The organism is Amycolatopsis sp. lyj-23 (assembly GCF_046549135.1).
Taxonomy (GTDB): domain Bacteria; phylum Actinomycetota; class Actinomycetes; order Mycobacteriales; family Pseudonocardiaceae; genus Amycolatopsis.
The window spans coordinates 309,840-335,270 of record NZ_JAJPWN010000005.1 but is presented as its reverse complement, the minus strand read 5'-3'; the positions used below and the strand labels follow the sequence as shown (position 1 = coordinate 335,270).

At 72.4% G+C, this 25,431-nt stretch carries 25 protein-coding genes and 1 pseudogene; 12 read left to right on the top strand and 14 right to left on the bottom strand.

Annotated features, from left to right (window positions below; all coding sequences use genetic code 11):
- The first annotated feature begins 86 nt into the window (after positions 1-86).
- Entirely contained in the window at positions 87-860 is a 774-nt protein-coding gene (locus ACLJPY_RS14230) for a crotonase/enoyl-CoA hydratase family protein (protein ID WP_410588770.1), read from the top strand.
- Positions 861-989: 129 nt separating this feature from the next.
- Positions 990-1,532, top strand: coding sequence for a GNAT family N-acetyltransferase (locus ACLJPY_RS14225; RefSeq protein ID WP_410588768.1), 543 nt, complete (start codon positions 990-992; stop codon positions 1,530-1,532).
- Here ACLJPY_RS14225 and ACLJPY_RS14220 read toward each other — a convergent pair.
- Both ACLJPY_RS14220 and ACLJPY_RS14215 read right to left on the bottom strand, forming a co-directional pair.
- Complete coding sequence (locus ACLJPY_RS14220; RefSeq protein ID WP_410588766.1) at positions 1,529-2,665, bottom strand: CaiB/BaiF CoA transferase family protein; 1,137 nt, start codon at positions 2,663-2,665, stop codon at positions 1,529-1,531. The genes ACLJPY_RS14225 and ACLJPY_RS14220 overlap by 4 nt on opposite strands.
- 13 nt (positions 2,666-2,678) lie before the next feature.
- On the bottom strand, positions 2,679-3,830 hold the full coding sequence (locus tag ACLJPY_RS14215) for an acyl-CoA dehydrogenase family protein (RefSeq protein WP_410588764.1): 1,152 nt from the start codon (positions 3,828-3,830) through the stop codon (positions 2,679-2,681).
- Between the two features lie 94 nt (positions 3,831-3,924).
- Here ACLJPY_RS14215 and ACLJPY_RS14210 point away from each other — a divergent pair, with 94 nt between their 5' ends.
- The 3 genes from ACLJPY_RS14210 to ACLJPY_RS14200 all read left to right on the top strand — a co-directional run bounded on the left by ACLJPY_RS14210 (position 3,925) and on the right by ACLJPY_RS14200 (position 7,247).
- Positions 3,925-4,542, top strand: coding sequence for a TetR/AcrR family transcriptional regulator (locus ACLJPY_RS14210; RefSeq protein WP_410588763.1), 618 nt, complete (start codon positions 3,925-3,927; stop codon positions 4,540-4,542).
- Positions 4,543-4,627: 85 nt separating this feature from the next.
- Positions 4,628-5,533, top strand: coding sequence for a hypothetical protein (locus ACLJPY_RS14205; protein ID WP_410588761.1), 906 nt, complete (start codon positions 4,628-4,630; stop codon positions 5,531-5,533).
- 103 nt (positions 5,534-5,636) lie between these two features.
- Positions 5,637-7,247: a succinic semialdehyde dehydrogenase gene (locus tag ACLJPY_RS14200; protein ID WP_410588759.1), complete on the top strand. Its 1,611-nt coding sequence runs from the start codon at positions 5,637-5,639 to the stop codon at positions 7,245-7,247.
- A 131-nt stretch (positions 7,248-7,378) separates the two neighbouring features.
- Here ACLJPY_RS14200 and ACLJPY_RS14195 read toward each other — a convergent pair whose 3' ends face one another.
- From ACLJPY_RS14195 to ACLJPY_RS14165, 7 genes are all read right to left on the bottom strand, one after another.
- On the bottom strand, positions 7,379-10,393 hold the full coding sequence (locus tag ACLJPY_RS14195) for a helix-turn-helix transcriptional regulator (protein ID WP_410588757.1): 3,015 nt from the start codon (positions 10,391-10,393) through the stop codon (positions 7,379-7,381).
- Between the two features lie 61 nt (positions 10,394-10,454).
- A complete protein-coding gene (locus ACLJPY_RS14190) occupies positions 10,455-10,664 on the bottom strand; it encodes a hypothetical protein (protein WP_410588756.1) in 210 nt (69 codons plus the stop codon).
- 153 nt (positions 10,665-10,817) lie between these two features.
- Positions 10,818-11,021 carry a DUF397 domain-containing protein gene (locus tag ACLJPY_RS14185; RefSeq protein ID WP_410568514.1) on the bottom strand — a complete coding sequence of 68 codons (204 nt, stop codon included), beginning with the start codon at positions 11,019-11,021 and terminating at the stop codon, positions 10,818-10,820.
- A 28-nt stretch (positions 11,022-11,049) separates the two neighbouring features.
- Positions 11,050-11,952 (bottom strand): helix-turn-helix domain-containing protein, encoded by a 903-nt coding sequence (locus ACLJPY_RS14180; RefSeq protein ID WP_410588754.1) that lies wholly within the window; start codon positions 11,950-11,952, stop codon positions 11,050-11,052.
- 345 nt (positions 11,953-12,297) lie between these two features.
- Positions 12,298-13,194, bottom strand: a complete 897-nt coding sequence (gene tesB / locus ACLJPY_RS14175) for an acyl-CoA thioesterase II (RefSeq protein WP_410588753.1) — start codon at positions 13,192-13,194, stop codon at positions 12,298-12,300.
- A gap of 36 nt (positions 13,195-13,230) precedes the next feature.
- Positions 13,231-14,655, bottom strand: coding sequence for a pyruvate kinase (gene pyk / locus ACLJPY_RS14170; RefSeq protein WP_410568518.1), 1,425 nt, complete (start codon positions 14,653-14,655; stop codon positions 13,231-13,233).
- An 81-nt stretch (positions 14,656-14,736) separates the two neighbouring features.
- The gene (locus ACLJPY_RS14165; protein ID WP_410588751.1) at positions 14,737-15,066 is read right to left on the bottom strand and encodes an ArsR/SmtB family transcription factor; all 330 of its coding nucleotides are present in this window, start codon (positions 15,064-15,066) and stop codon (positions 14,737-14,739) included.
- Positions 15,067-15,149: 83 nt separating this feature from the next.
- Here ACLJPY_RS14165 and ACLJPY_RS14160 point away from each other — a divergent pair, with 83 nt between their 5' ends.
- Positions 15,150-16,562, top strand: coding sequence for a DHA2 family efflux MFS transporter permease subunit (locus ACLJPY_RS14160; protein ID WP_410588749.1), 1,413 nt, complete (start codon positions 15,150-15,152; stop codon positions 16,560-16,562).
- Here ACLJPY_RS14160 and ACLJPY_RS14155 read toward each other — a convergent pair.
- Entirely contained in the window at positions 16,510-17,172 is a 663-nt protein-coding gene (locus ACLJPY_RS14155; protein ID WP_410588747.1) for a DUF2461 domain-containing protein, read from the bottom strand. The genes ACLJPY_RS14160 and ACLJPY_RS14155 overlap by 53 nt on opposite strands.
- Positions 17,173-17,226: 54 nt before the next feature.
- A complete protein-coding gene (locus ACLJPY_RS14150; RefSeq protein WP_410588746.1) occupies positions 17,227-18,450 on the bottom strand; it encodes a glycoside hydrolase family 18 protein in 1,224 nt (407 codons plus the stop codon).
- Positions 18,451-18,607: 157 nt separating this feature from the next.
- Here ACLJPY_RS14150 and ACLJPY_RS14145 point away from each other — a divergent pair, with 157 nt between their 5' ends.
- Positions 18,608-18,907: an ArsR/SmtB family transcription factor gene (locus tag ACLJPY_RS14145; RefSeq protein WP_200876484.1), complete on the top strand. Its 300-nt coding sequence runs from the start codon at positions 18,608-18,610 to the stop codon at positions 18,905-18,907.
- Positions 18,908-19,014: 107 nt separating this feature from the next.
- Here the strand turns inward: ACLJPY_RS14145 and ACLJPY_RS14140 are convergent, their stop codons facing one another.
- Positions 19,015-19,347 (bottom strand): winged helix-turn-helix transcriptional regulator, encoded by a 333-nt coding sequence (locus ACLJPY_RS14140; RefSeq protein ID WP_410588744.1) that lies wholly within the window; start codon positions 19,345-19,347, stop codon positions 19,015-19,017.
- A 68-nt stretch (positions 19,348-19,415) separates the two neighbouring features.
- Between ACLJPY_RS14140 and ACLJPY_RS14135 the strand changes: the two genes are divergently transcribed.
- Positions 19,416-19,892 carry a group II truncated hemoglobin gene (locus tag ACLJPY_RS14135; protein WP_410588743.1) on the top strand — a complete coding sequence of 159 codons (477 nt, stop codon included), beginning with the start codon at positions 19,416-19,418 and terminating at the stop codon, positions 19,890-19,892.
- 35 nt (positions 19,893-19,927) lie between these two features.
- Positions 19,928-21,364, top strand: coding sequence for an aromatic amino acid ammonia-lyase (locus ACLJPY_RS14130; protein ID WP_410588742.1), 1,437 nt, complete (start codon positions 19,928-19,930; stop codon positions 21,362-21,364).
- Between the two features lie 71 nt (positions 21,365-21,435).
- Here the strand turns inward: ACLJPY_RS14130 and ACLJPY_RS14125 are convergent, their stop codons facing one another.
- Positions 21,436-21,567 carry a hypothetical protein gene (locus ACLJPY_RS14125; RefSeq protein ID WP_410589235.1) on the bottom strand — a complete coding sequence of 44 codons (132 nt, stop codon included), beginning with the start codon at positions 21,565-21,567 and terminating at the stop codon, positions 21,436-21,438.
- Here ACLJPY_RS14125 and ACLJPY_RS14120 point away from each other — a divergent pair.
- Both ACLJPY_RS14120 and ACLJPY_RS14115 read left to right on the top strand, forming a co-directional pair.
- A pseudogene (locus ACLJPY_RS14120) lies at positions 21,505-22,006 on the top strand (RNA polymerase sigma factor). The gene ACLJPY_RS14125 and the pseudogene ACLJPY_RS14120 sit on opposite strands and share 63 nt — an antisense overlap.
- 1 nt (position 22,007) lies before the next feature.
- Positions 22,008-22,856 carry a CU044_5270 family protein gene (locus tag ACLJPY_RS14115; RefSeq protein WP_410589207.1) on the top strand — a complete coding sequence of 283 codons (849 nt, stop codon included), beginning with the start codon at positions 22,008-22,010 and terminating at the stop codon, positions 22,854-22,856.
- 51 nt (positions 22,857-22,907) lie between these two features.
- Here ACLJPY_RS14115 and ACLJPY_RS14110 read toward each other — a convergent pair whose 3' ends face one another.
- Entirely contained in the window at positions 22,908-23,933 is a 1,026-nt protein-coding gene (locus ACLJPY_RS14110; RefSeq protein WP_410588740.1) for a 6-phosphofructokinase, read from the bottom strand.
- A gap of 282 nt (positions 23,934-24,215) precedes the next feature.
- On the opposite strand from ACLJPY_RS14110, the gene ACLJPY_RS14105 reads away from it, so the two are divergent.
- Positions 24,216-25,298, top strand: coding sequence for a 3-deoxy-7-phosphoheptulonate synthase (locus ACLJPY_RS14105; RefSeq protein ID WP_410588739.1), 1,083 nt, complete (start codon positions 24,216-24,218; stop codon positions 25,296-25,298).
- Positions 25,299-25,431: the final 133 nt, after the last annotated feature.

Genomic DNA, 25,431 nt, shown 5'->3' with positions numbered 1-25,431 from the left:
CCCCGTCCTGGGAGTGGCCATCCCAATACTGTAGGGAAGGCGTGCGCGGAAGACACCTCGGACACACCAACCAACCAGGAGCGGCGATGACCCGGAACGTGCTGGTGCAGCGCGACGGCGTGGTGACGACCATCACCATCGACCGGCCCTCCGCCCGCAACGCCGTCGACGGGCCGACGGCCGCGGAACTGGCCGACGCCTTCCGCGCGTTCGACGCCGACCCGGACGCGGCCGTCGCGGTGCTGACCGGGTCGGGCGGCGCGTTCTGCGCGGGCGCCGACCTGAAGGCGATCGGCACCGACCGGGTGAACCGCACCCACCCGGACGGGGACGGCCCGATGGGACCGACGCGGATGGCCCTCGGCAAGCCGGTGATCGCGGCGGTCCACGGGCCGGCCGTCGCGGGCGGCCTCGAGCTGGCGCTGTGGTGCGACCTGCGGGTCGCGGACGCGACGGCGGTGTTCGGCGTGTTCTGCCGCCGCTGGGGCGTCCCGCTGATCGACGGCGGGACGGTGCGGCTGCCGCGCCTGATCGGCCAGTCGCGCGCGATGGACCTGATCCTCACCGGACGGCCCGTCGACGCCGAGGAGGCCTTCGCCATCGGCTTGGCGAACCGGCTGGTCCCGGCGGGCGAAGCCGTTTCCGCGGCGCAGGAACTGGCCCGGCAGCTGGCGGCCTTCCCCCAGGAGTGCCTGCGCGGCGACCGCCGGTCGGCACTGGCCCAGTGGGGCCTGTCCGAACCGGACGCGCTGACGGCGGAGTTCACCGCGGCCATGGGCACCGGAGTCCTGGCGGCGGAGGCGGTCGAAGGCGCGGCCCGCTTCGCCGGCGGCGAAGGCCGCCACGGCACCTTCACGTGATGCCCCTCCGAACACGCGTGATGCCCTCCAATCACGCGTGGTGCCCGCTCAGTCACGCGTGATGCCTCTAGCGAGCTATCTTGCGCGAAGGCGTCCCGGTGCCGGTCAAGCGGCCGATAAGGTCTGCCGATGGACGACGACGGTGTCAGAGTGCAGCTCCGGCCGGTGGCCGAAAGCGACCTCGACCTGCTGGAACGGCTGACCAACGATCCCGTCGCCGCCGGCGTGCACCAGTGGTTCGGCTGGCACGATCCCGGCTACCTGCGCCGCCGGTGGCTGGAGACCGGGATGCTCACCGCCGAGACCGGCATGCTCGTGCCGACGCTCGGCGGCCGCGTCCTCGGGCTCGTCTCCTGGCACCGCAGCCGGACCGGCCCGATGTCCTACTGCTGGAACATGGGCCTCGTCCTGGCGCCGGAAGCCCGCGGGCACGGCTACGGCACCGAGGCCCAGCGCCTGCTCGTCGGCTACCTCTTCGCCCACACCCAGCTCAACCGGGTCGAAGCGACGACCGAGGTCGGCAACCGCGCCGAACAGCGCTCGCTCGAGAAAGCCGGCTTCACGCGCGAAGGCGTCCTCCGCGGCTACGACTTCCGGGACGGCGAGTGGCGCGACCACGTCATCTACTCGGTCGTGCGCTCCGACTTCACGAAGAACTCCGGTGACACCTAGGCGATCGCCCCCACCGCACGCAGCTGGTCCAAGTCCGTGATGCCCAGCTCGGCGAGCACAGCCTCGGTGTCGGACCCCTTGGCCCGCGGGGCCTCCGGCGTCGCCGCCGGGGTCCGGTCGAACCGCGGTGCCGGCGCCGGCTGGACCATGCCGCCGATCTCGACGAACGTGCCGCGCGCCGCGTTGTGAGGGTGCGAAGCCGCTTCTTCCGGTGACAGCACCGGTGTCAGGCACGCGTCGGTGCCTTCGGCGCGCGCGACGAGCTCGTCGCGCGTGTGCTTGGCGATCGCGCCGGCCACGATCTCCCGCAGCCGGGGCCACTGCGTCTTGTCGATGTGCAGCGGCAGCTCCGCCGGGTCCAGCTCGAGCACCTGCACGAGCGCACCCCAGAACCGCATCTCGATCGCGCCGACGGCGACGTACTTGCCGTCGGCGGTTTCGTAGGTGTCGTAGAACGGCGCACCGCCGTCGAGCATGTTCTCGCCGCGCTCGGCCGACCAGAGGCCGGCCGCCTTGATGCCGTGCAGGCTGGTGGTGAGCAGCGCGGCGCCGTCGACCATCGACGCGTCGACGACCTGCCCGCGCCCGGACGTGGTCCGCTCGTACAGCGCGGCCAGGACGCCCATCGCCAGCAGCAGCCCGCCGCCGCCGAAGTCGCCGACGAGGTTCAGCGGCGGCACCGGCCGTTCGCCCGCGCGCCCGATCGGTTCGAGCGCGCCGGCGATGCCGATGTAGTTGATGTCGTGCCCGGCCGCCTTGGCCAGCGGGCCGTCCTGGCCCCAGCCGGTCATCCGGCCGTAGACCAGCCGCGGGTTCCGGGCGTGCACGACGTCGGGGCCGAGGCCGATCCGTTCGGCGACACCGGGCCGGAAGCCCTCGATCAGCACGTCGGCGTCGTCGCACAGCTTCAGCACGAGCTCGACGCCTTCGGGCGTCTTGGTGTTGATGCCGACCGACCGGCGGCCGCGGGCGAGCGGGTCGGTCTGGATGCCGAGGACGTCCTCCCCCGGCTGCGCCCGGTCGACGCGGACGACGTCGGCGCCGAGGTCGGCGAGGACCATGGTGGCGAACGGCCCCGGGGCGAGACCCGCGAGCTCCACCACCTTCAGGCCGGCGAGCGGACCTGCCTTCATGAGCGAAAACCTTTCAGAGCGAGCGGGAGATGATTTCCTTCATGATTTCGCTGGTGCCGCCGAAGATCCGGGAGATGCGGACGTCGGCCCACGCGCGCGCGATCGGGTACTCGGTCATGTAGCCGTAGCCGCCGAAGAGCTGCACGCAGTCGTCGACCACCTTGTTGACGCGCTCGGTCGTCCACAGCTTCGCCATCGCCGCGCCCTGCACGTCGAGCTCGCCCTTGAGGTGGCGTTCGATGCACTGGTCGAGGAACGCGCGCGCCACCGCGGCTTCGGTCGCCGCCTCGGCGAGGGTGAACTTGGTGTTCTGGAAGGAGAAGATCGGCCGGCCGAACGCCGTGCGCTCCTTGGTGTATTCGAGCGTGAGGTCGACCGCGGCCTCCAGCCCGGCCACCGCGGTGACGGCGATGATCAGCCGTTCCTGCGGCAGCTGCAGCATCAGCTGGATGAAGCCCTGGCCCTCGGCGTCGCCGAGGAGGTTGGCGGCGGGCACGCGGACGTCGTCGAAGAACAGCTCGGCGGTGTCCTGGCCCTTGAGGCCGACCTTGTCGAGGACGCGGCCGCGGCGGAAGCCCGGGGTGTCGGTCTCGACCACGATCAGCGAGACGCCCTGCGCGCCCGCGTCCGGGTCCGTCTTCACCGCGACGACGACCAGGTCGGCGTGCAACCCGTTGGTGATGAAGGTCTTGGCGCCGTTGATGACGTAGTGGTCACCGTCCCGCACCGCGCGGGTCTTGATGCCCTGCAGGTCGGAGCCGGTGCCGGGCTCGGTCATCGCGATCGCGCCGACGAACTCGCCGCTGGCCAGCTTCGGCAGCCACTCGCGCTTCTTCTCTTCGGCGGCGTAGGCCAGCAGGTAGTGCGCGACGATTCCATTGTGGACAGTGACGCCCCACGCGCTGTCGCCGGAGCGCGCCTGCTCTTCGTAGAGCACGGCCTCGTGGGCGAACGTGCCGCCGCCTCCGCCGTACTCCTCGGGGATGGACAGGCAGAGCAGGCCGACGTCGCCGGCCTTGTTCCACAGCTCGCGGTCGACCTTCTTCTCCGCCGCCCAGCGCTCCTGGTGCGGGACGGCTTCCTTCTGCAGGAAGGACCGGGCGAGTTCGCGGAGGTCGTCGAGCTCTGTGGTGCTCCACGAGCTCTTCGGCAGTTGCAGTGGCACGGGACCCTCCTGCTGGAAAACATGACGATCAGCATGTAAGTTCTGTTCGGAATGTACATCCCTACCGGCCCGTAGGTAAAGCAGGGAGGCCGCGGTGACCGAGACGACGCACCGCACCCAGGCGCAGCGGCGGGAGCAGACCCGCACCGCGCTGCTCGACGCGACCATCGCCTGCCTGGTCGACGTCGGCTACGCGCGCACGTCGGTGCAGGAGATCTGCGCCCGCGCGGGCGTGTCGAAGGGCGCGGTGCAGCACCACTTCACGGCGAAGGCCGAGCTGATGGCGGCCGCGGTCGAGCACCTGACGACGAAGCTGCGCCGTCAGCTCGCGGCCTCGCTCGAGGACCTGCCGGGCGGCGGCAACGGCGTCGCCGCGGCGATCGACCTGCTGTGGGCGGGCTACTCCGGCACGCTCTCGACCGCCGTCACCGAGCTGTGGGTCGCCGCCCGCACCGATCCCGAGCTGCGCGCGGCCATCCGCCCGGTCGACCGCGCGCTCGGCCGCGCCACCCTCGAGCACGTCACCCAGGTCGCCGGCGAACTCCCGCCGGAACGCGCGGAAATGCTGTTCTGGCTCACCGTGAACCTCACCCGCGGGCTGGCGCTGGACGCCGAGCTCGGCGGTGACCCGAACCGGCGCCGCCAGCTCCTCGACGAGTGGAAGCGCATCGCCGTCCTGCTCTACCAGGACGCCACGACTGCGCCGAGCTGACCAGCGCGGCCCCGCAAGGGTGCTTTGCCCCTTATCCCGCAGGCGGATTTCGTGGTCCAATCCCCTCCGAACGAGGGGAGTTCCCATGACCGCCGCCCCGTACCCCTACGGCCCGCCGCCCACTCCGCCACCCACCCCGCCGGCGCCGGCCGATCCCGGCGCCGTGTTCCGGCTGCTGGCGGGAATCTTCGGCATCCTCGCCGCGGCACTGGTGATCACCGGGTCGTTCCTGCCGCAGACCTCGTTCGACCAAGTCGTGGACGGCAAGACCGAGAGCAGCCAGACGATCAGCGCCTGGGCGCGCTCGTTCCCCGTCGAGCCCGGCCCGGACGAGAAGAAGTTCTACGACCGGACCCACGTCGCCCGGTACGGCATCCCGCTCACCGCCGGCGCGGTGGTGCTGCTGGCGGGGGCCGTGCTGACGTTCGCCGGCCGGCGCCGCTCGGCGAGCCCCGGCGTGCGCTCGGGCGCCCGGACGGTCCTGGTGGCGGGCGGCGCCGGGGTGGCCGCGGCGGTGTGGATGCTCGGCATGGACGTCTCGGCGACCTTGAGCTACGAGACCGACGACGCGGCGGTCAAAACGCACTACGCGACCGGACCGGGGTTCTGGCTGCTGCTCGGCGGCGGGATCGTCGCCCTGCTGGCGCTGGCCGCCGCGGTACTGACCGGGCGGCGCGCCCGTGTCGCGGCGCCGGCCGGACCGCCACCCGGGCCGTACCAGCAGCCGTCGCGGCCGTACCCCGTGCCACCCCAGCAGTACGGGCAGCCACACCCGGGTTTTCCGCCGTCGCAGCCGTTCCCGGCCCAGGCCCCGCCGGCGCAGACCGGGCCGCAGCCCCCGGCGTACGGCGGTCCGCCGTCGCAGCCGTTCCCGGCGCAGCAGCCGGGCGACCCCTTCGGCGGCGTGACGCAGGCGCAGCCGCACCCGGGCCGTCAGGAACCGACCGAACCCAACTACCAGCTGCCGCCGCCGCACCCGCCCAATACGTGAATCTTATTCACATCAGGCTGGACATCTGACGTTCCGACGGTATGGTGTACTCGTCGGTAACCCCTGCGCGACGTCGCGCGGACTCCGCCGGAACGGAGACGTCATGACCAGCACGACCCCCGCGAACGCAGTCGAAGACACCACGTTGCCGCCCACTGTCGGCGGCGTCGCCGGGGCGCCCGGCGCGGCGCGGGCGGCCCAGCTCGTCGCCCGGGTGCAGGGCGGCGCGGACTCGGCGCCCACCCGGATGAACGCGCCCTTCACCGGGCTGCCGATCGCGACCCTGCCGCAGGCCACCGACGCCGACGTCCGCGCGGTGTTCGCCGGTGCGCGCACCGCCCAGCGGGCGTGGGCCGAGCACTCCCCCACCGAGCGCGCCCGCGTCCTCACCCGCCTGCACGACCTGGTGCTCGCCCGCCAGGAGGAGGCGCTCGACCTGGTCCAGGTCGAGGCGGGCAAGGCGCGGCTCGACGCGTTCGACGAGGTCAGCGCGACCGCGCTGGTGGCCGCCCACTACGGCAAGCACGCCCCGAAGCTCCTCGCGCCCCGCCGCGTCGCCGGCGTCATCCCCGGCCTGACCCGCGCGGGCGAGATCCGGCACCCCAAGGGCGTCGTCGGGATCATCTCGCCGTGGAACTACCCGCTGGCCCTGACCGCGATGGACGTCCTGCCGGCGCTGGCCGCGGGGAACGCCGTGGTGCAGAAGCCGGACAACCAGACCGCGCTTTCGGCGCTGTGGCTGCACGAACTCGCCGAGGAGGCCGGCCTGCCCACCGGGACGTGGCAGATCGTGCTCGGCCGCGGGTCGAAGATCGGCACCGCGCTGGTCGAGGAGTCGGACTACCTGTGCTTCACCGGCTCCACGCCGACCGGCAAGGAACTGGCCGGCCAGGTGGCGAAGCGGCTGACGTCGTACTCGCTGGAGCTCGGCGGCAAGAACCCGATGGTCGTCCTGCCCGACGCCGACGTCGCGAAGGCCGCGACGGGCGCGGTGACGGCGTGCTTCTCCTCGGCCGGGCAGCTGTGCGTGTCGGTCGAGCGGATCTACGTCCACGAGGACATCCGCGACGAGTTCACCCGCGCGTTCGTCGCCCGGACCGCGGCGCTGCGGCTCGGCGGGGCGCTGGACTACCAGGCGCAGATGGGCTCGCTGACGTCGGAAGAGCAGCTCGCGGCGGTGTCCGCGCACGTCGAGGACGCCCGCGCGAAGGGCGCGTCGGTCCTCACCGGCGGTCGCGCGCGGCCCGACCTCGGCCCGCTGTTCTACGAGCCGACGGTGCTTTCCGGGGTCACGCCGGACATGCTGCCGTTCGCGGAGGAGACGTTCGGGCCGGTCGTGTCGATCTACGGCTACACCGACGTCACCGACGCGATCGAGCGGGCCAACGACACGCCGTTCGGGCTCAACGCCAGCGTCTGGAGCCGCAACGGCCGCGCGGGCTGGGAGGTCGCGGCCCGGCTGAAGGCCGGAACGGTCAACGTGAACGAGGGCTACGCGGCGACGTTCGGCAGCGTCGGCGTCCCGATGGGCGGGATGAAGGACTCCGGCGTCGGCCGCCGCAACGGCGCCGAAGGCCTGCTGAAGTACACGGAGTCCCAGTCGATCGCGCTCCAGCGCGGTCTGGCCCTGCGCCCGCCCCGCGCGATCCCGGGCTCCCTGTGGTCGCGCGGCATGACGATCGGCCTCAAAGCCCTCCGCCGCCTCCCCCGCTGACGTACCCGGACGGTCGGTTCGCGTACCTGGACAGTCGGCTTGCGTACCTGGAGGGTCGGTTCACCATCCGACCCTCTGGGTACGCAAGCCGACCCTCTGGGTACGCGAGCCGACCGTTTCGTTACGCGTGATCACGCGGTGGGGGCCGTCAACAGGCCGCGGTCGTAGGCGATGGCGACGGCTTCCGCTCGGCGGCTGGCGCCCAGTTTGGCCATCACGCGGGACAGGTGGACGCTCACTGTTTTTTCGCTGATGTAGAGCTCTTCGCCGACCTGGCGGTTCGTGCGGCCCAGGGCGACCCGCTCCAAGACGTCGCGCTCGCGGTCGGTCAGCGGGTCGGTGACCGTGCGGGCCGGGGCCGCCGGTTCGACGCCGGCCAGCTCGACGCGGGCGCGGTGCGCCAGGTCGCGGGCGGCGTCGCGCAGCGGGATCGCGCCGAGGCGGACCGCCACCGCGTGCGCCGCCTCCAGGGCCGCGCCCGCTTCGGCGTCGGCGGCCAGCAGGGCTTCGGCTTCGTGCCAGCGGCAGACCGCCTGCTCGTACACCGCGCCGTAGCCGAACGCCGCCGCCGCGGCCGCCCACTTCTCCGCGTCGCCGCGGCCGGACAGGCACGTCGCCGCCGCCTCCAGGCGGGCCACCCACGCGCGGCCCTCGGGGCCGAGCGTTCCCGAACGCGGCTGGCCGACGACCGAGCACATCCGGCCGTGCGCCAGGAACCGCTCGCCGGTCGCCACCGCCGCTTCCGCGGCGGCCTGGTCCCCGTGGACGCGGGCGTCGGCGGCCAGCCTGGCCGCGGCGGACACGCCGACCGCGGCCACCCGGATCCCGGCCAGCAGCCCGGGTTCGATCCGCTCCAGCCAGCCGATCAGCTCTTCGGCCTGGCGCACCGCGCCGGCGTGGTCGCCGCGCCAGTACGCCAGCTCGATCCCGGCGCCCCCGGCCGACAGCGGGATCTGCATGTCCGCCGTCCAGTGCTGCCGCAGCCCGGTCAGCAGCTTCGCGGCCTCGTCGAACCGGCCGCGGGCGACGACGAACAACGACCAGATGGCCAGGATCCGCGCCGCGACCGCGCTGGACACCCCGCGCCCGGCGCGCCCGGCGCTCTCCTCCGGCCAGTCGCCCATCAGGTAGCGCAGCTTCAGCTGCCCCGCCCGCAGTTCCAGCCCGTAGGCGCTCCAGCTCAGCCCGGTCTCTTCGGCCCGGGCGACGCCGTGCGAGGCGTTTTCCAGCGCTTCGGTGAACTCGCCGTGGTCGTCGTGGCTCAACGCCAGGAAGTAGGTCGCCCGGAGTTCGGTGTTGTACGCGCCCACGTCACGCGCCTTGCGCTGGGCTTGGCGCAGCCGCTCCCGGGCCTCGGCGGCGTCGCCGCGGGAATCGGCGAGCGTGCCCAGGGTGACCAGCGCCGACGCCTCCGCGCCGGTCGCGCCCACGGCCTGCGCGTCGGCGACCGCGGTGAGCGCGCTGTCGAGCGCCGCCTCGGGCTGGTCGAGGATCCGCAGGAACCCGGCCCGGCTGGCCAGCACCCAGGCGCGCGCCGCGCTCGGGCCGGTGTCCTTCACCAGGTCCCAGGCCCGGTCGATGGCGGCGACGGCGTCGTCGAGGGTGCCCTCCAGTGCGAGCAGCGCGTCCGCCAGCCGCCGCCACACCTTCGCGGCCCGGTCGTTCGGGATCTCGGGGGTCAGCGCCTGGGTGGCGGAGCGCGCGAAGGCGGCGGCCCGCTCGGGCTCGCCGGACGTCCCCGCGAAGTACGACGCTTCGTACAGCAGCTGCAGCTCGTCGACCCCTTCGGGCCGGTCGGCCGGGCTGACGGCGTCCCAGATGGACAGTGCCTGTTCGACGTGCTGCAGCGCCGACCCGGGCGCGCCGAGCTTCTCGGCTTCGTCCATCGCACGCAGCAACGCCGGCAGCGCGGTGGTCAGATCGCTGCTCTGCATCGAGTGGTAGGCCAGCTTGGCGTCGTGGCCGCGGCCCTGCGCCCGCGCCTTGATCCGCGCCGCGTACGCCGCGTGCGTGCGCGACCGCTCGCCCGGCAGCAAGTCGCCGTACACCGCCTCCTGCAGCAACGCGTGCCGGAACGTGTACGAGCCGTCCGAGAGCACCACGAGCACGTGGTGCTGGACGGCTTCCCGCAGCGCCTCGTCGAGCTCCAGCTCCCCCAGCCCGGAGACCTCGGCGAGGGCGGCGTGCATGACCGGCTCGTTGGCCACCGAGATCACCCGTGCGACGCGGCGGGCGTCCGGCGACAGCCGCTCGAGCCGGGACAGCAGCACCTCGGCCAGCCCGGCGGGCAGGTCGTTGCACTCGGTCTTGGTGGCGAGCAGCTCTTCGGCGAAGAACGGATTGCCCTCGGAGCGGCTGACGATGTCGGCCACGACACCGGACGGCAGCGGCTCGTCGGCCAGCGCCTCGACGAACTTGCGGGCGTCGGCCGCGCCGAAGGGCTGCAGGTCGACGCGCTCGACCGTGGCGAGCCGGAAGAGCTCGGCGAGCACGCCGCGCAGCGGGTGACGCCGGTGGACGTCTTCTTCCCGGAAGGAGCCCACGACGAGCAGCCGCTGCGCCCGCAGCCGGGTGAGCAGGAAGGACAGCAGGTTGCGGGTCGAAGCGTCGGCCCAGTGGAGGTCCTCGAGGAGGACCACCACCGGGCGCGACTCCGCGATCTCGGTCAGCACCCCCAGTACCGCGTCGAACAACTGCAGCTGACCGAGGTCCTGCTCCGGCCGGGGACGCACCATGGTTTCCCGGTCGTTGGAGGTCATCGGCGGGTGTTCGGCCGTGCGGGGCTCCTCGAAGCCCGGGCCCTGCGGCAGCAGCCGCCCGAGCGCGGGCCGGGCGCGCACCGCGGCGGCGACCGCCGGGTCCGTCGCGCTGCCCAGCGGGGCGAGCGCTTCGGCGAACGGAAGATAAGGAAGACCGCCCTCGCGGACGTCGATGCAGCGGCCGGTGAGCACCAGCGCACCGCACGCCGCGACGTGCTCGCCGAGCGCGGTCAGCAGCCGGGTCTTGCCGACCCCGGCGTCCCCCGAGAGCAGCACCGCGCCGGCTTCGCCACGTTCGGCCCTGGCGAAGGCGGCGCGGAGCCGCCGCATCTCGTGGGTACGGGCGACGAGCGGGATTCCGGAGCCGAGTCGGGGCACGAGAAGCATTGTCGCTCACACCCCCGACAGTTTCCGACCGCTTATCGCCTTCGACACCATCTCGCCGCCCTCACCGGGCGGTCTTGCCGGCGCCCGCGGTTTCCCGCGTGGCCTCGCGGCGCTCCTGCTTCGGTACCTCGACGTCGCTGTGCGCGGCCCGCAGGTGGCGGACGGCGCGGCGAGCGCGGGCGGCCCAGGCGCTGCGCCCGGCCTTCCGCAGTTCCTCGGCCCGGTAGGCCGCTTCGGCTCGGACCGCGTCGAGCATGAGATCGCTGTGCATGGTGTTCCCCTGTCATCTCCGGTTGGTGACACTCAGATTCGTCCTGAGGGGACACCCCGGGCATCGGGTGATCACCCAAGCCTCGCCGCAAAAAGACCCCTTACTCCCGTCCGAGCCCAGCTCGGCGGGGGTAAGGGGTCTTCTCCAAGCGCCTCAGTCGTGCGCTGGGCCGCCGGTCCGCACCGCGGCCAGCAGCCCCCGCCAACCCGACGCGGGCAGGCGGAACGCACCCCCTTCGGGGTCCTTCGAGTCGCGCACGGCGGCGCCGCCGTCGACGAACGCGACCTCGACGCAGTCGTTGCCGCCGCCGCTGTGGCTGCTCTTGCGCCACCGCGCCCCGGAGAGTTCTGCTTCCATGGTCCCCACTCCTTACTGTGTCCTCGCCCTAACGGGTCCTCGGATCCGGATGGTGCACCGGAGCCGGTACGGCCGCCTGTTCGGCGAACCGTCCGGCGGCCTCGGCGATCAGCTCGACCGAGTCGTCCGGTTTCAGTGCGGCCGCGCGCAGATGGTCGAACATCAGCCCGTAGCGCCGGACGTCTGTGGGTTCCTCCAGGTAGAGGCCGCTGGACGTGCTGTCGTCGACGTAGACGACGTCCGGGTCGGCCTGTTCGGGGAAGCCCATGATGAGGAAGGGGCCTTCCATGCCGGGGTGCGCGCCGGCCCCGAACGGCACGACCTGGATGGTCACGTTCGGCTTCTCGGCGAGGGCGACCATCCGGTAGAGCTGCTCGGCCATCACTTCGGGACCGTCGACGACGCGGCGCAGCACGGCCTCGTCCATCACCGCCCAGTACTCCGTCGGCGGGCTCTCGGTCAGCAGCTCCTGGCGGGCCATCCGGGCGGCGACGCGACGGCGGATCTCGGCCTCTTCGGCGTCGGGACGCAGGGCGCGGATCACCGCGCGGGCGTACCGCTCGGTCTGCAGCAGCCCGGGTACCAGCAGCGCCTGGAACGCACGCAGGGAGCTGGTTTCGGCTTCGAGGCCGACGAAGGTGCCGGTGAAGACCTCGTTGTACGCGTGCCACCAGCCGCGCTTGCGCGCTTCCCTGGCCAGCTGGACGAGCGCCTCCTGCTCGTCGCCGGTGATCCCGTAGAGGGCCAGCATGTCCCGGGCGTCACGCGGGGTGACGCCGACGTGCCCGGTCTCGATGCGGCTGATCTTCGAGGCCGAGCATTCGAGCTTCTCGCCCACCTCGTCGATCGTCAGGTCCGCCGCCTCGCGGAGCCGGCGCAGCTCGCCCGCCAGCCGCCGGCGGCGAACCGTGGGGCTCTGTCCCCTTGCCATCGCGGCACCTCCGGAAGTCGAGTGGTCCGTGTATCCAACCATCCGGGCGCGGAGCCGGTGGATTAACGCGAGTCGATTCCGGCGCCGGATCTGCAATTTGCAGAATGCTCTTGTACTCTCGCACCCTGCACTGCTCCGGGCGCCTGACGGTCGGCCGGCCGTGGCTTCGACCGGCCTCTGAGCAGGGTAGACGATGATCGGGCGGCGTGCTGCGCGATCATCGGGCGAAGGGGTCCGGGGCCGTCCCCCGATCGGTCCCGGCCCCCTCGCGCCAGCCGAATGCCCTTTTCCGGCGACGGGTATTCGGGCAATTCGTCGCCCGTGAGGGTGATTTCCCGGCGAACTTCACAGGACGCGCAGGAGTCCTTCTTGGACGACCGTCGCGATCAGCGTGCCGTCCTGCGCGAAGAACCGGCCCGTGGCCAGACCGCGGGCGCCGGACGCCGTCGGCGAGGCGCTGTCGTAGAGGAACCACTCGTCCGCGCGGAACGGCCGGTGGAACCACAGTGCGTGGTCGAGGCTCGCCCCGAGCACCTTGTCGGTGTCCCAGTAGACGCCGTGGCGGGCCAGCACCGAGTCCAGCAGCGTCATGTCCGAGGCGTAGGTCAGCACGCAGACGTGCAGCAGCTGCTGGTCGGGCAGCTTCCCGTCGGCGCGCATCCACACCTGGTTGCGCGCGGGCCGCTCGCCGGTCTGCCGGGTGACCCACGGCGGTTCGTTGACGTACCGCAGGTCGATCGGCCGCGGCCGGGCGTGCGCCCCGATCGCGTAACCCTCCGCGCGTTCCATCAGCGTCGGCAGGGTCTCCGGCGCCGGAACGCCCTCGGGCATGGCTTCGGCGTGCTCGATGCCCGGCTCGTCGGTCTGGAACGACGCCGAGAGCGAAAAGATCGCCTTGCCGTGCTGGATCGCCACGACCCGGCGGGTGGTGAACGACCGGCCGTCGCGGATCCGGTCGACCTCGTAGACGATCGGGACGCTGGGGTCGCCGCCGCGGATGAAGTACGCGTGCAGCGAGTGGACCCGGCGTTCTTCGGGGACCGTGCGCCCGGCCGCGACCAGCGCCTGGCCGGCGACCTGCCCGCCGAACACCCGCACCGGCGAGTGGGCGGGCGAGACGCCGCGGAAGATGTTCTCTTCGATCTTCTCCAGGTCGAGCAGCGCGACCAGTCGATCGAGCACCGGCTGGCCGCCACCCGGGATCTCCAGTTCGGTGGCGGCCGTCCTGGCCATTTCAGTCATGGCCAGACCATATGTGCTGGACGGGTGACGCGTCCCTTATGCGTGGTCGTCTTCACCGAGGCGGTGCACGCGGATCAGGTTCGTCGACCCGACGGTGCCCGGCGGGGAGCCGGCCACGATGACGACCAGGTCGCCCTTCTGGTACTTGCCCATCTCCAGCATCGCGTGGTCGACCTGCTGGATCATCTGGTCGGTCGAGCTGACCTGCGGCACGATGTGGGTGTTGGTGCCCCAGGTCATCGACAGCTGGCTGCGCACGCACTCCTCGGGCGTGAACGCCAGCAGCGGCAGCCGCGTGTGCAGGCGCGCCAGGCGGCGCACGGTGTCACCGGACTGCGTGAACGCGACCAGCGCCTTCGCGTTGAGCCGCTCGCCGATGTCGCGGGCGGCGTAGGAGATCACGCCGCGCTTGGTGCGCGGGACGTGCGAGAGCGGCGGCACGATCGGCGAGTCGGTCTCGACCGCCTCGATGATCCGGCCCATCGTCTCCACGACCTCGATGGCGTACCGGCCGACCGAGGTCTCGCCGGACAGCATCAGCGCGTCCGCGCCGTCGAGCACCGCGTTGGCGACGTCGGAGGCCTCGGCGCGGGTCGGCCGGGAGTTGTTGATCATCGACTCGAGCATCTGCGTCGCCACGATGACCGGCTTCGCGTTCTCGCGGCAGATCTGGATGGCGCGCTTCTGCACCAGCGGGACCTGCTCCAGCGGCAGCTCGACGCCGAGGTCGCCGCGGGCGACCATCACCGCGTCGAAGGCCAGCACGATGGCTTCGAGGTTGTAGACGGCTTCGGGCTTCTCGATCTTGGCGACGACCGGGAGCCTGCCCTTGCCGACGCGATCCATCACCTGGTGGACCAGGTCGATGTCGGCCGGCGAGCGGACGAAGGACAGGGCGATGAAGTCGACGCCCAGCTCGAGCGCGAACTCGAGGTCCTCGATGTCCTTCTCGGACAGCGCCGGCACGGAGACGTCCATGCCGGGCAGCGAGACGCCCTTGTTGTTGCTGACCGGGCCGCCCTCGGTGACCTCGCACACCACGTCCGGGCCCTCGACCTTGCGGACCACCAGGCCGACCTTGCCGTCGTCGACGAGCAGCCGGTCGCCGGGCTTGGCGTCCCGCGCCAGGCCCTTGTAGGTGGTGGAGACCCGGTCGTGGGTGCCGGCGACGTCCTCGACGGTGATCCGGACGATGTCGCCGTTGTGCCACTCGACCGGACCGCCGGCGAACGTGCCCAGGCGGATCTTCGGGCCCTGCAGGTCGGCGAGGATGCCGACCGCCCGGCCGCTGTCGGCGGCCGCGGCCCGGATCAGGTCGTAGACCTGCTTGTGGTCGCTGTGGCTGCCGTGGCTGAAGTTCATTCTGGCCACGTCCATGCCCGCGTCCACCAGCGCCCGCATCTTTTCCGGCGTGGCGGTGGCAGGTCCCAGGGTACAAACGATCTTCGCGCGTCGGCTCACGTCTGCACAGGGTAGTCCCTCTTCGCGCGTTCGTCTGTACCGATCCCGAATGTTCAAGAAGATGTTCAGAAACCTGTCCGCTCAGGTTCTCGCGGACGGCTCCTCCTCGGCCCCGCGGAGGATCGGTTCGAGCAGGCCGGGGAAGCGCGCTCGCAGGTCGTCGGCGCGCACGCGGACCCGCCGGTGCCTGCCGTCGGCGGTCATGCCGATCACCCCGGCCTCGCGCAGGATCCGGAAGTGGTTCGACGCGGTCGAGAGCGGCACGTCCAGGCCGTCGGCGAGCACCGCGCACGTCGACTCCGGCCGGGCGTGGGCCCGCCGCACCAGTTCGAGGCGCACCGGGTCGCCGAGGGCGTGCAGCACGGCCGGGAGCGCGAAGGCGTCGCGAGCGGGCTGCGGAAGCGGTCGCATGCCTCGATCATACCCAACCCTTCGACATTTCGGGATTATCGAACTATGGTGGCGGCGAACCGTTACTCCTTGGGGGATCGAAAGTGAAGACTGACGTGCGCACCGGCCGGGTGGCCCTGCTCGCGGTGACCGGCCTCGGCCAGTTCATGGTGCTGCTCGACAGCACGATCGTCGGCGCGGCCTTGCCCGACGTGCAGCGGCGGCTCGGCACGGGGCTGAGCGGCCTGCAGTGGATCGTCGACGCCTACGTCCTGGTGGTCGCGATGCTGCTGCTCTCCGGCGGCGTCTTCGCCGACCGCTTCGGCCGCAAACGGGTGTTCCTCGCCGGGGTCGCGGGGTTCACCGCCGCCTCGGCCGTGTGCTGGGCCGCGCCGTCGCTCGGCTGGCTGGTGGCCGGGCGCGTCCTGCAGGGCATCGGGGCCGCGGCGTTGAGCCCCGCCTCGCTGGCCCTCCTCGCCGCTGCCCACCCGGTGCCGGCCGATCGGGTGCGGGCGATCGGGCTGTGGGCGGGGTTCAGCGGCATCGGCCTCGCCGCCGGCCCGGTGGCCGGCGGGGTGCTCGCCCAGGCGGCGGGCTGGCCGGCGATCTTCCTCGTCAACGTGCCCGTCGGCGCGGCCCTGCTGCTGGCCGGGGTCCGGGTCCTCGGCGAGTCCCGCGCGCCCGGCGGCCCGTCGATCGACGTCCCGGGCACCGCGTTGTCCGTCCTCGGCGTCGGCGCGCTGACCTACGCGCTGATCGAGGGCGGCTCCCGCGGCTGGACGTCGCCGGCGGTCCTGGGCGCGTTCGCCGCCTCGGCGGTGCTGCTCGGGTGCTTCGTGGCCGTCGAGCGGCGGAGCGCGGCGCCGATGCTGCCGCCGGGGTTGTTCCGGCAGCCCGGGTTCGCGGTGCCGGTCATGGCGATGCTCGCGGTCGGCTTCGCGCTCATGGGCTCGTCGTTCTTCTTCTCCCAGTTCTTCGTCCAGGTCCAGGGCAGCTCGATCCTGCGCGCCGGCCTGCAGACGCTGCCCACGCCGGTCGCGATGGTCGTGGTGAGCCCGTTCGCGGGACGGCTCGCCGCCCGCCACGGCTTCCGGGTCGTCGTCACTGCCGGCCTGACGCTGGCCGGGCTCGGGCTGGTGACGCTCGGCGGGGTACACGCCGGCACCGGCTACGGAGCCGTGTGGTGGCGGCTGGCTATCGCCGGGATCGGGTTCGCACTGGCCATGTCCCCGCTGACCGCGGCGGCCATCCAGGCGGTGGATCCGCGCGACGGCGGGCTCGCGTCCGGGATCAGCAGCACCGCCCGGCAGATCGGCGCGGTGCTCGGCGTGGCGGTGCTCGGCGCCGTCGCCGGCGGTGCGGCCGACCTGGGCAGCGCCTTCGTCACGGCGGGCGCGGTGACGCTGGCCTGCGCCGCGTTCACCGGGTTCGCCCTGCCACGCCGCGCCGCCCGCGCAACCCCGCCTAGCGCCGAGGCCGTTCGCTCGGGCCGACCCGGTCGCGGGCCCACTCGTTGAACTCCCGGAGCTGGCGCCAGGCCTTCCGGACGCGGTCGAGGGCGCCCCGCTCGTGCAGGACGTCGTCGGGCTCCCAGCCGCGGACCGCGTACACCGAGCGGTGGCGCAGCAGGTCGATCCGCGGGTGGCCGGCGTCGAACCCGCGGGGCTTCGACTTCAGCCGGTCGCCCTTGACCTCCCAGCCGGCCCGCTCCAGCTTCGCGAGGACGTTCCGGAGGGCTTCGCCGTGCAGCTCGGTGTCGACCGCCGTGCGGAACCGGGCGAGCTGGTCGGGCGCCAGGTGGAAGCAGCCGCCGCCGACGCGCAGGCCGTCCGGCCCGACCTCGACGTAGTAGGCGCCGCCGCCGCGGCCCTGCTCGATGACCGCGCCGCAGTGGGTCTTGTACGGCGTCTTGTCCTTGGCGAACCGGACGTCCCGGTAAGGCCGGAAGACCTTGGGCTCGCCGCCGTCGGAGAACTCGGGGGCGAGCTCGGCCAGCAGCGCTTCCATCGGGGCGCGGACGTCGGTCTTGTAGGTCTCGACGTGGTCGTCCCAGTAGGGCTTGGAGTTGTCCTCCACGAGGCCGTCGTAGAAGTCGACGGCGTACTCGCCGAATCCGCTGAACGTCACGACGGGCACAGTAAACGGGGGCACCGACAACTTCCGCCGGTGCCCCCGTTCGCGCTACTTCGCGACGGCGGTGATCAGCTCGCCGTTCGTGGTGTCACCCGAGAGCTCCCAGAACATCGCGCCGCCCAGGCCCTGCTGCTTGGCGTAGGAAACCTTGCCGGCGATGGTCGAGGGCGTGTCGTAGCTCCACCAGTTGCTGCCGCACTTGGCGTAGGCCGTGCCGGCGATCGTCCCGGTCGCCGGGCAGGACGTCTTGAGGATCTTGTAGTCCTCGATGCCCTGCTCGTACTTGCCGGGCGCCGGGCCGGTCGCCGTGCCGCCCGGGGCGCTCTGCGCGACGCCGGTCCAGCCGCGGCCGTAGAAGCCGATGCCCAGCAGCAGCTTGCCCGCCGGGACACCCTTGCTCTTGAGCTTCTGGATCGCCGCGTCGGAGTAGAAGCCCGGCGTCGGGATGCCGCTGTAGCTGGTGAGCGGCGAGTGCGGAGCCGTCGGGCCCTGCGCCGCCCAAGCGCCGAAGTAGTCGTAGGTCATCACGTTGTACCAGTCGACGTACTGCGAAGCGCCGCCGTAGTCGGCCGCGTCGATCTTGCCGCCGCTGGTGCCGTCGGCGGTGATCGCGGCGGTGACCAGCTTCGAGCCGAACTTCGCCCGCAGCGCCTGGAGCAGGTTCTTGAACGCCGCCGCGCCGCTGGTGTCACAGCTCAGGCCGCAGGCGTTCGGGTACTCCCAGTCGATGTCGATGCCGTCGAAGACCCCGGCCCAGCGCGGGTCGTTGACCAGGTTGTAGCAGGAGTTCGCGAACGCCGCGGGGTTCTTCGCCGCCTGGCCGAAGCCGCCGGACCAGGTCCAGCCGCCGAAGGACCAGATGACCTTCAGGCCGGGGTGCTTGGCCTTGAGCTTCTTGAGCTGGTTGAAGCTGCCGGCCAGCGGCTGGTCCCACGTGTCGGCGACGCCGTCCACGCTGCCCGCGGCGTCGTAGGTCTTCTGGTAGTCGGCGTAGGCGTCGCCGATCGCGCAGCCGCCGTTGGTCACGTTGCCGAAGGCGTAGTTGATGTGGGTCAGCTTGCTCGCCGAGCCGGACGTCTCGATGTTCTTGACGTGGTAGTTGCGGTCGTAGACACCCCATTCGGTGAAGTAGCCGACCACCTTGCCGACGGAGGCCTGCGCGGTCTCGGTCGCGGCGGTGGCCGCCGGGGCCGTCGCGCCACCCGCGACGAGGCCCGCGGCGGCGGCCACGGCCAGCAGGGCCGAGAAGCTCTTCCTGCGGAATCGGGACATGCGTTCTTCCTCCCGGGAATTACTCACGGCAACGCTGCCGGAGTGGTGGGGACCCCACTCACCGTAAGTGGACTAGACCACTAGGTCAATGGTCCAGACCAGCGTTGGTCCACATTCCTTGACAGGAATATGCCCGGCGGAGCACATTTCGGGGGTGATGCAGACTTTCGACGTCCTCGCCGAGCCCCGGCGCCGGACCATCCTCGACCTGCTGCGCGACGGCGAGCGCTCGGTCGGCGAGCTGGTCGAGCAGCTGGAGCTGAGCCAGCCCGCGGTGTCCAAGCACCTGCGGGTGCTGCGCGAGGCCGGGCTGGTGACGGTCCGGGTCGCGGCGCAGCGCCGGTGCTACGCGCTGCGCCCCGAGCCCCTGGCCGAGGTCGACGCCTGGCTCGCGCCCTACCGCCGCTTCTGGTCCGACCGCCTGGACGCCCTGGAACGCCGTCTCGACGAAACCTGAGCCGCCTCGGTTCCGAGCGCCCCAATGTGGCCTTCGGTGCGTCACACGCACCCAAGGCGGCCTTCGGTGCGTCTGACGCAACCAAGGCCGCCTTGGGGCGCTTGGGTTCAGGCCGGGTCGAAGGTGATGCCTCGCTCGGCCGCGCGGCGCTCGCCCCACTCGTACAACGCCGTCAGCGCGGGCCGCAGCTCCTCCCCCGCCTCCGTCAGGTGGTACTCGACGTGCGGCACCCGGCCCGCGAACTCCTCGCGGCGGACGACGCCGTCCGCCGCGAGCTCGCGCAGCTGCTGGGTCAGCATCTTCTCGCTCACCCCCGGCATCCGGCGCCGCAGCTCGCCGTAGCGGTGGGCGCCTTCCTTGAGGTGGGCCAGGATCACCGGCTTCCACTTGCCGCCGATGAGGTCGACCGCCAGTTCCGTCGCGCAGTGGTACCGCTTCATCCCGCTCTCCCCTACGCACCGGAAAGTACGTGGTTGCCCGGCCGGGGCACCACTGGTTGCCTGGTCCGGTGATCGTCCCAAAAACCACGCCGACCCTCTACGACTGGGCCGGTGGCCACGAAGCCCTCGTGAAGCTGCTCACGATCTTCTACGGCCACGTCCTCGAAGACCCGCTGCTCGAACCCGTGTTCCGCGGCATGGACCCGGACCACCCGAAGCACGTCGCGGTGTGGCTCGGCGAGGTCTTCGGCGGCCCGGCCGAGTACTCCGCGAGCCACGGCGGGCACGCCCACATGGTCGGGCGCCACCTCGGGCGCGGCATCACCGAGCAGCAGCGCCGCCGGTGGGTGAGCCTGCTGCTCGACGCCGCCGACGAGGCCGGCCTCCCGGCCGACCCGGAGTTCCGGGCCGCGTTCGCCGGCTACCTCGAGTGGGGCAGCCGCCTGGCGGTGATCTTCTCCGCGCCCGGCGCCGAACCGGATCCGCACGAACCCGTGCCGCACTGGGACTGGCCGATGCCGCCCTGGCAGCCACCGGCGTCCTAGCCGCATAGTGAGGGCAGCCGGAAGGAGGGCTGCCGTTGATCCGGGTGGACGGCCGGACGCTGCGGTGCGCGGACGTCGTGGCCGCGGCGCGCACCGAGGGCCCGTTGGGCATCGACGTCTCGATCGCCGCGTTGCGAGCGGCCGAAAACGCGTGGAAGCTCGCCGAAGAACTGAGCACGCGGCGGGTGGTCTACGGCCGGACGACCGGTGTCGGGGCCAACAAGGACGACTCCGTCGAAAGCTCCGTGGCGCACGGCCTGCGGCTGCTGCGCAGCCACGCCGGCGGCAGCGGGGACGAGATGCCGCCCGGGCAGGTGCGCGCGATGCTGCTGATCCGGCTCAACCAGCTGCTGGCCGGGCGGTCCGGGATCAGCCCCGAGCTGATCGGCGCGCTCGCCGAAGCGGTCCGCACCGGCGCGCGGCCGCTGGTGCACCGGCTCGGCGCGATCGGCACCGGCGACCTGGCACCGCTGGCCGAGGCGGCGCTGGCGCTCACCGGCGAACGGCCGTGGCTCACCGGGCACGTGCCCCCGGTGCCGGTGCGGGCGGGCGACGCGCTGGCGTTCATGAGCAGCAACGCCGCGACCCTCGCCGAAGCGACCCTCGCGGCGATGCGGCTGGACACCCTGACCCGCGCCAGCCACGCCGTCGCCGCACTCACGTACGTCGCGCTCGACGGCAACCCCGAGGCGTACGCGACGCCGGTGCACGAAGCACGTCCGCACGCGGGGCAGGTGGCCTGCGCGGCCGAGATGCGGCGGCTGCTGGGCATGCACCAGACGCCGAAGCCGGGACGGCGGCTGCAGGACCCGTTCGGGCTGCGGGCGTTCCCGCAGGTGCAGGGCCCGGCGCTGGACGCGATCCACTACCTGCGGGACGTGCTCGCCGTCGAGATCAACGCCAGCACCGAGAACCCGATGATTTCGACGGTCCACAACGACGCCTACCACCACGCGCACTTCCACACCGCGTACGTGTCGACGGCGCTGGACCAGGCCCGGGCGACCGTGCACCAGGTGGCGGAGCTGTCGGTGGTGCGGCTGGGCGACCTGGTGGAGCCGGAGTTCACCGGCCTGCGGCCGTTCCTGGCGGCGGGCCCGCCGGGCAGCTCGGGCGTGATGATCCTGGAGTACGTGGCCCACGACGCGCTGACGGAGCTGCGCCAGGCGGCGCTCCCGGCCACGCTCGGCACGGCGGTCGTTTCCCGCGGCATCGAAGACCACGCGAGTTTCTCCACCCAGGCGGCCCGCGCGGCCACGGCGGCGTGCGCGGCCTACCAGCAGGTGCTGGCGTGCGAGCTGGTGGCGGCGGTCCGGGCGTTGCGGATGCGGGAGGCGGACCTGGTGGAGCTGCCGGTGCGCGACGCCTTCGACGCGGCATCGGCGGTGCTGGACGCGAGTCTCGACGACCGGCCGCTCACCGAGGACATCGCCGCCGCCGTCGGCGTGCTGGAGGAGCTGGCCCGCATCTAGCGTGAACCCGATCCGCTCGTGCCGCCAACAACGGGGCAGATGGCCTCACGACAGGCAGGCGGTTCATGAGCTCAGCAGGTGAAGCCGGGGACGACGCGGAAGTCATCACCGCGTCGCTGCGGCACCCCGAGCGGTTCGCGGTGGTCTTCGACCGCCACGCGCCGCACATCCATCGCTACCTCGCCCGGCGGCTCGGCCGCCATGCGGCCGACGACCTGGTGGGCGAGACGTTCCTCATCGCGTTCGGCGGGCGCGGCCGCTACAACCCGGCGTTCGGCGAGCGCGCGGCCGTGGCTCTACGGCATCGCGACCAACCTCGTCGGGCAGCGCCGTCGCGAGGAGGCGCGCGAATACCGGCTGCGGGCCACCCTCGGGCCGCCCGCCGAGCAGGACGGGCACGCGGACCGCGTCGCGGACCGGGTGACGGCCCAGGCGGTGACCGGCCGGCTGGCCGCCGCGCTGGCCGGGCTCGCGCGCGGCGACCGCGACGTCCTGCTGCTGATCGCCTGGGAAGGGCTGGCCTACCAGGAAGTGGCCGTCGCGCTGGACATCCCGGTCGGCACCGTGCGGTCGCGCCTGAACCGGGCCCGCCGGAAGGTCCGCGCCGAACTGGCTCCCGAGGAGGTCTCGAACCGTGGATGACATGCAGCTGCTGCGCGACTTCGCCGGGCCCGCCGGGCTCCCGCCCGCCGGTGAGCTGGCCCGGAAGCGGGCCGAGCTGCTCGCCGCCGCGGCTCGCCCGCGGCCGCGGCGCGCGGTGTGGGGCGGGGTCACCGCGGCCGGGCTGGCCGCGGCCGCCGCCGCGGTCGTCGTGCTCACACCCGCCGCCCCGGTGTCCCGGCCGGCCGAGCCCGAACCGGTGCGGATCCTGCACGCCGCGGCCGCGAAGGCGCGTGCTCTACCGGACCTCGTCCCGCGGCCGGACCAGTTCGTCTACACGAAGACGCGGCTCGCGGACGGCCGGGAAAACGAAATGTGGGCGTCGGTCGACGGCACCCACGACGGGCTGGCGTTCCTCTACGGGCACGAAACCGAGGTGGCGGGCTGCCGCGACGGCGAACGCGTGCAGCACGAAAGCCACGGCCGGACGGTCACGAACCGGTGCGTGCCGCACCCGGCCGCCCCCGCGGACCTGCCCACCGACGCCGACGCCATGCTCGCCTACCTGCACCGGAGCACCTACGGCGAAGGCGACACCCTCCACGACCTCGGCAACGAGGTCGTGGACCTGGCCGGGGGTTACTTGCGCCCGGCGGTGCGCGCCGCGCTCTACGAGGCCCTGGCGAAGGTGCCCGGCCTGGTCGTCCGCGCCGACGCGAAGGACGCCACCGGCCGGAGCGTCCTCGGCATCACCTGGGACAGCACGACCGAGCAGGGGATCGGCAACCAGGAGGAGTTCCGGTTCGACCCGGTCACCTTCGCCTACCTCGGCACCGGGACCGATGCGGTGGTTAGCCAGGGCATCGTCGACGCCGTGCGGCAGCGCCCCTGAACGCGCGAAGGGCCGCTCCGGGGCTTCCCGGAGCGGCCCTTCGCAAGGAACTCAGCCGAAGAAGACTTCGGCTTCCTGGTAGCGCTCGACCGGGACCGTCTTCAGCTCCGCCGTCGCCTCGGACAGCTTCACGCGGACGATCTCCGTGCCCTTGAGGGCCACCATCACGCCGAAATCGCCGTCGGCCACCGCGTCGACCGCGTGGAGGCCGAAGCGGGTCGCCAGGACGCGGTCGTAGGCGGTCGGGGTGCCGCCGCGCTGGACGTGGCCCAAAACCACCGCGCGGGACTCCTTGCCGGTGCGGTGGGCGATCTCGTCGGCCAGCCAGGTGCCGATACCGCCGAGGCGGACGTGCCCGAACGCGTCCTTCTCGCCGGTCAGCAGCTTCTCCTCGCCGCCCTCGGGCAGCGCGCCCTCGGCGACGACGATGATCGGCGCGAACTCCTTCTCGAAGCGGCGCTCGACCCAGGAGACGACCTGGTCGACGTTGAAGTGCTTCTCCGGCACCAGGATGACGCTCGCGCCGCCGGCCAGGCCGGAGTGCAGCGCGATCCAGCCGGCGTGGCGGCCCATGACCTCGACGACGAGCGCCCGGTGGTGCGACTCGGCCGTGGTGTGCAGCCGGTCGATCGCCTCGGTCGCGATGGAGACCGCGGTGTCGAAGCCGAAGGTGTAGTCGGTGGCGCCGAGGTCGTTGTCGATCGTCTTGGGGACGCCGACGACGCCGATGCCGTCGTCGGTCAGCCGCTTCGCGACACCCAGGGTGTCCTCGCCGCCGATCGCGATCAGCGCGTCCACGCCCTGCTCGGCGAGGACCTGCCTGATCTTGTCGACGCCGCCGTCGACCTTGTACGGGTTGGTGCGCGAGGACCGCAGGATGGTGCCGCCGCGGGTGAGGATGTCCTCGACGTCGTTCAGGCCCAGCGGGCGGCTGTCGCCGGTGAGCGGGCCGTTCCAGCCGTTGCGGAAGCCCACGAAGTCCCAGCCGTGCACCTCGACGCCCTTGCGCACCACCGCGCGGATCACCGCGTTGAGCCCCGGGCAGTCGCCGCCGCCGGTCAGCACACCGACACGCATGAGAAGCCTCCGTCTGTTCTCGGGAGATGACAGTCACATTTCGTCGGGTGCCAGCGTAGCGGCTCTCGTCTTGATCGGTGCAGGGCGTACCACCTGCCGGATCCGGTCCGCGTGACGCTGTGCTACGTTGACGCCGTGCAGCGCTATTTCTGGTTTACGAAGCCGGCCCCGGGTGGGCGCGGCGGCGTGAACCTGCGCTGACTCCCACCCCGAGCCGGATTTCGAAACCGGCTCGGCGAGTCCCCCGCGGGTCGGTGTCCACCAGGAAGGAACACCCCCGCCATGACGCTCTCCGCCGGACCGGCCGCCATCGGTGACCTCGACGCCGCGCGCACCACGTCGATCAGTCCGCTCATTTCGCCCGCGCTGCTGCGCGAAGACCATCCGGTCGACGCCGCCGTCGCCAAGGTGGTGCGCCACGGCCGCGCCGAGACGGTCGACATCCTCGAGGGCCGCGACGACCGGCTGCTCGTCGTGGTCGGCCCGTGCTCGGTCCACGACCCCGAAGCGGCCCTCGACTACGCCCGCCGGCTGGCCGCGAAGGCCGACGAACTGCGCGACGACCTGCACGTCGTGATGCGCGTGTACTTCGAGAAGCCGCGCACGACGCTGGGCTGGAAGGGCCTGATCAACGACCCGGACCTGGACGGCACGTTCGCCGTCAACAAGGGCCTGCGGATGGCGCGCAAGCTGCTGCTCGACGTCTCCGAGCTGGGGCTGCCGGTGGGGTGTGAGTTCCTGGACCCGATCACGCCGCAGTTCATCTCCGACATCGTCACGTGGGGCTCGATCGGCGCCCGCACGGCGGCGAGCCAGGTCCACCGCCAGCTGTGCAGCGCGCTGTCGATGCCGGTGGGCATCAAGAACTCGACCGAGGGCGACGTCCAGGTGGCGATCGACGCCACCCGGGCGGCGGCGGCGAGCCACGTGTTCCCGGGCATCAACACCGACGGCCTGGCGGCCCTGCTGACGACGTCGGGCAACCCGGACTGCCACGTGATCCTGCGCGGCCACAACGCGGGCCCGAACTACGACGCTGCTTCCGTGGCCGAGACGCTGGCCGGGCTGGCGAAGGCGGGGCTGCCGGAGCGGGTGGTCATCGACGCTTCCCACGGCAACAGCGGCAAGGACCACGTGCGGCAGGGCGCGGTGGTTTCCGAGCTGGCGGCGCGTCTCGCCGCGGGCGAGCGCGGGATCGCCGGGCTGATGATGGAGAGCTTCCTGGCGGGCGGGCGGCAGGAGCTTTCGCTGGGCCACGCAGCGGAGCTGACGTACGGGCAGTCGATCACGGACGCGTGCATGGCTTGGGACGACACCGCGCCGCTGCTGGACGAGCTGGCCGCGGCGGTGCGGGCGCGCCGCTGAGAGGTCCCCGGCCTGGGGGTCCCCCGGTTTTTACGTTACCGGGGACCCCCGACAGTTTCGGGGTCCGCGGGGGCGCGAACGGACCGTTCGCGCCCTGCCGCGGCGTGACCTGGGGTTTCCGGGGTGCGGGGGC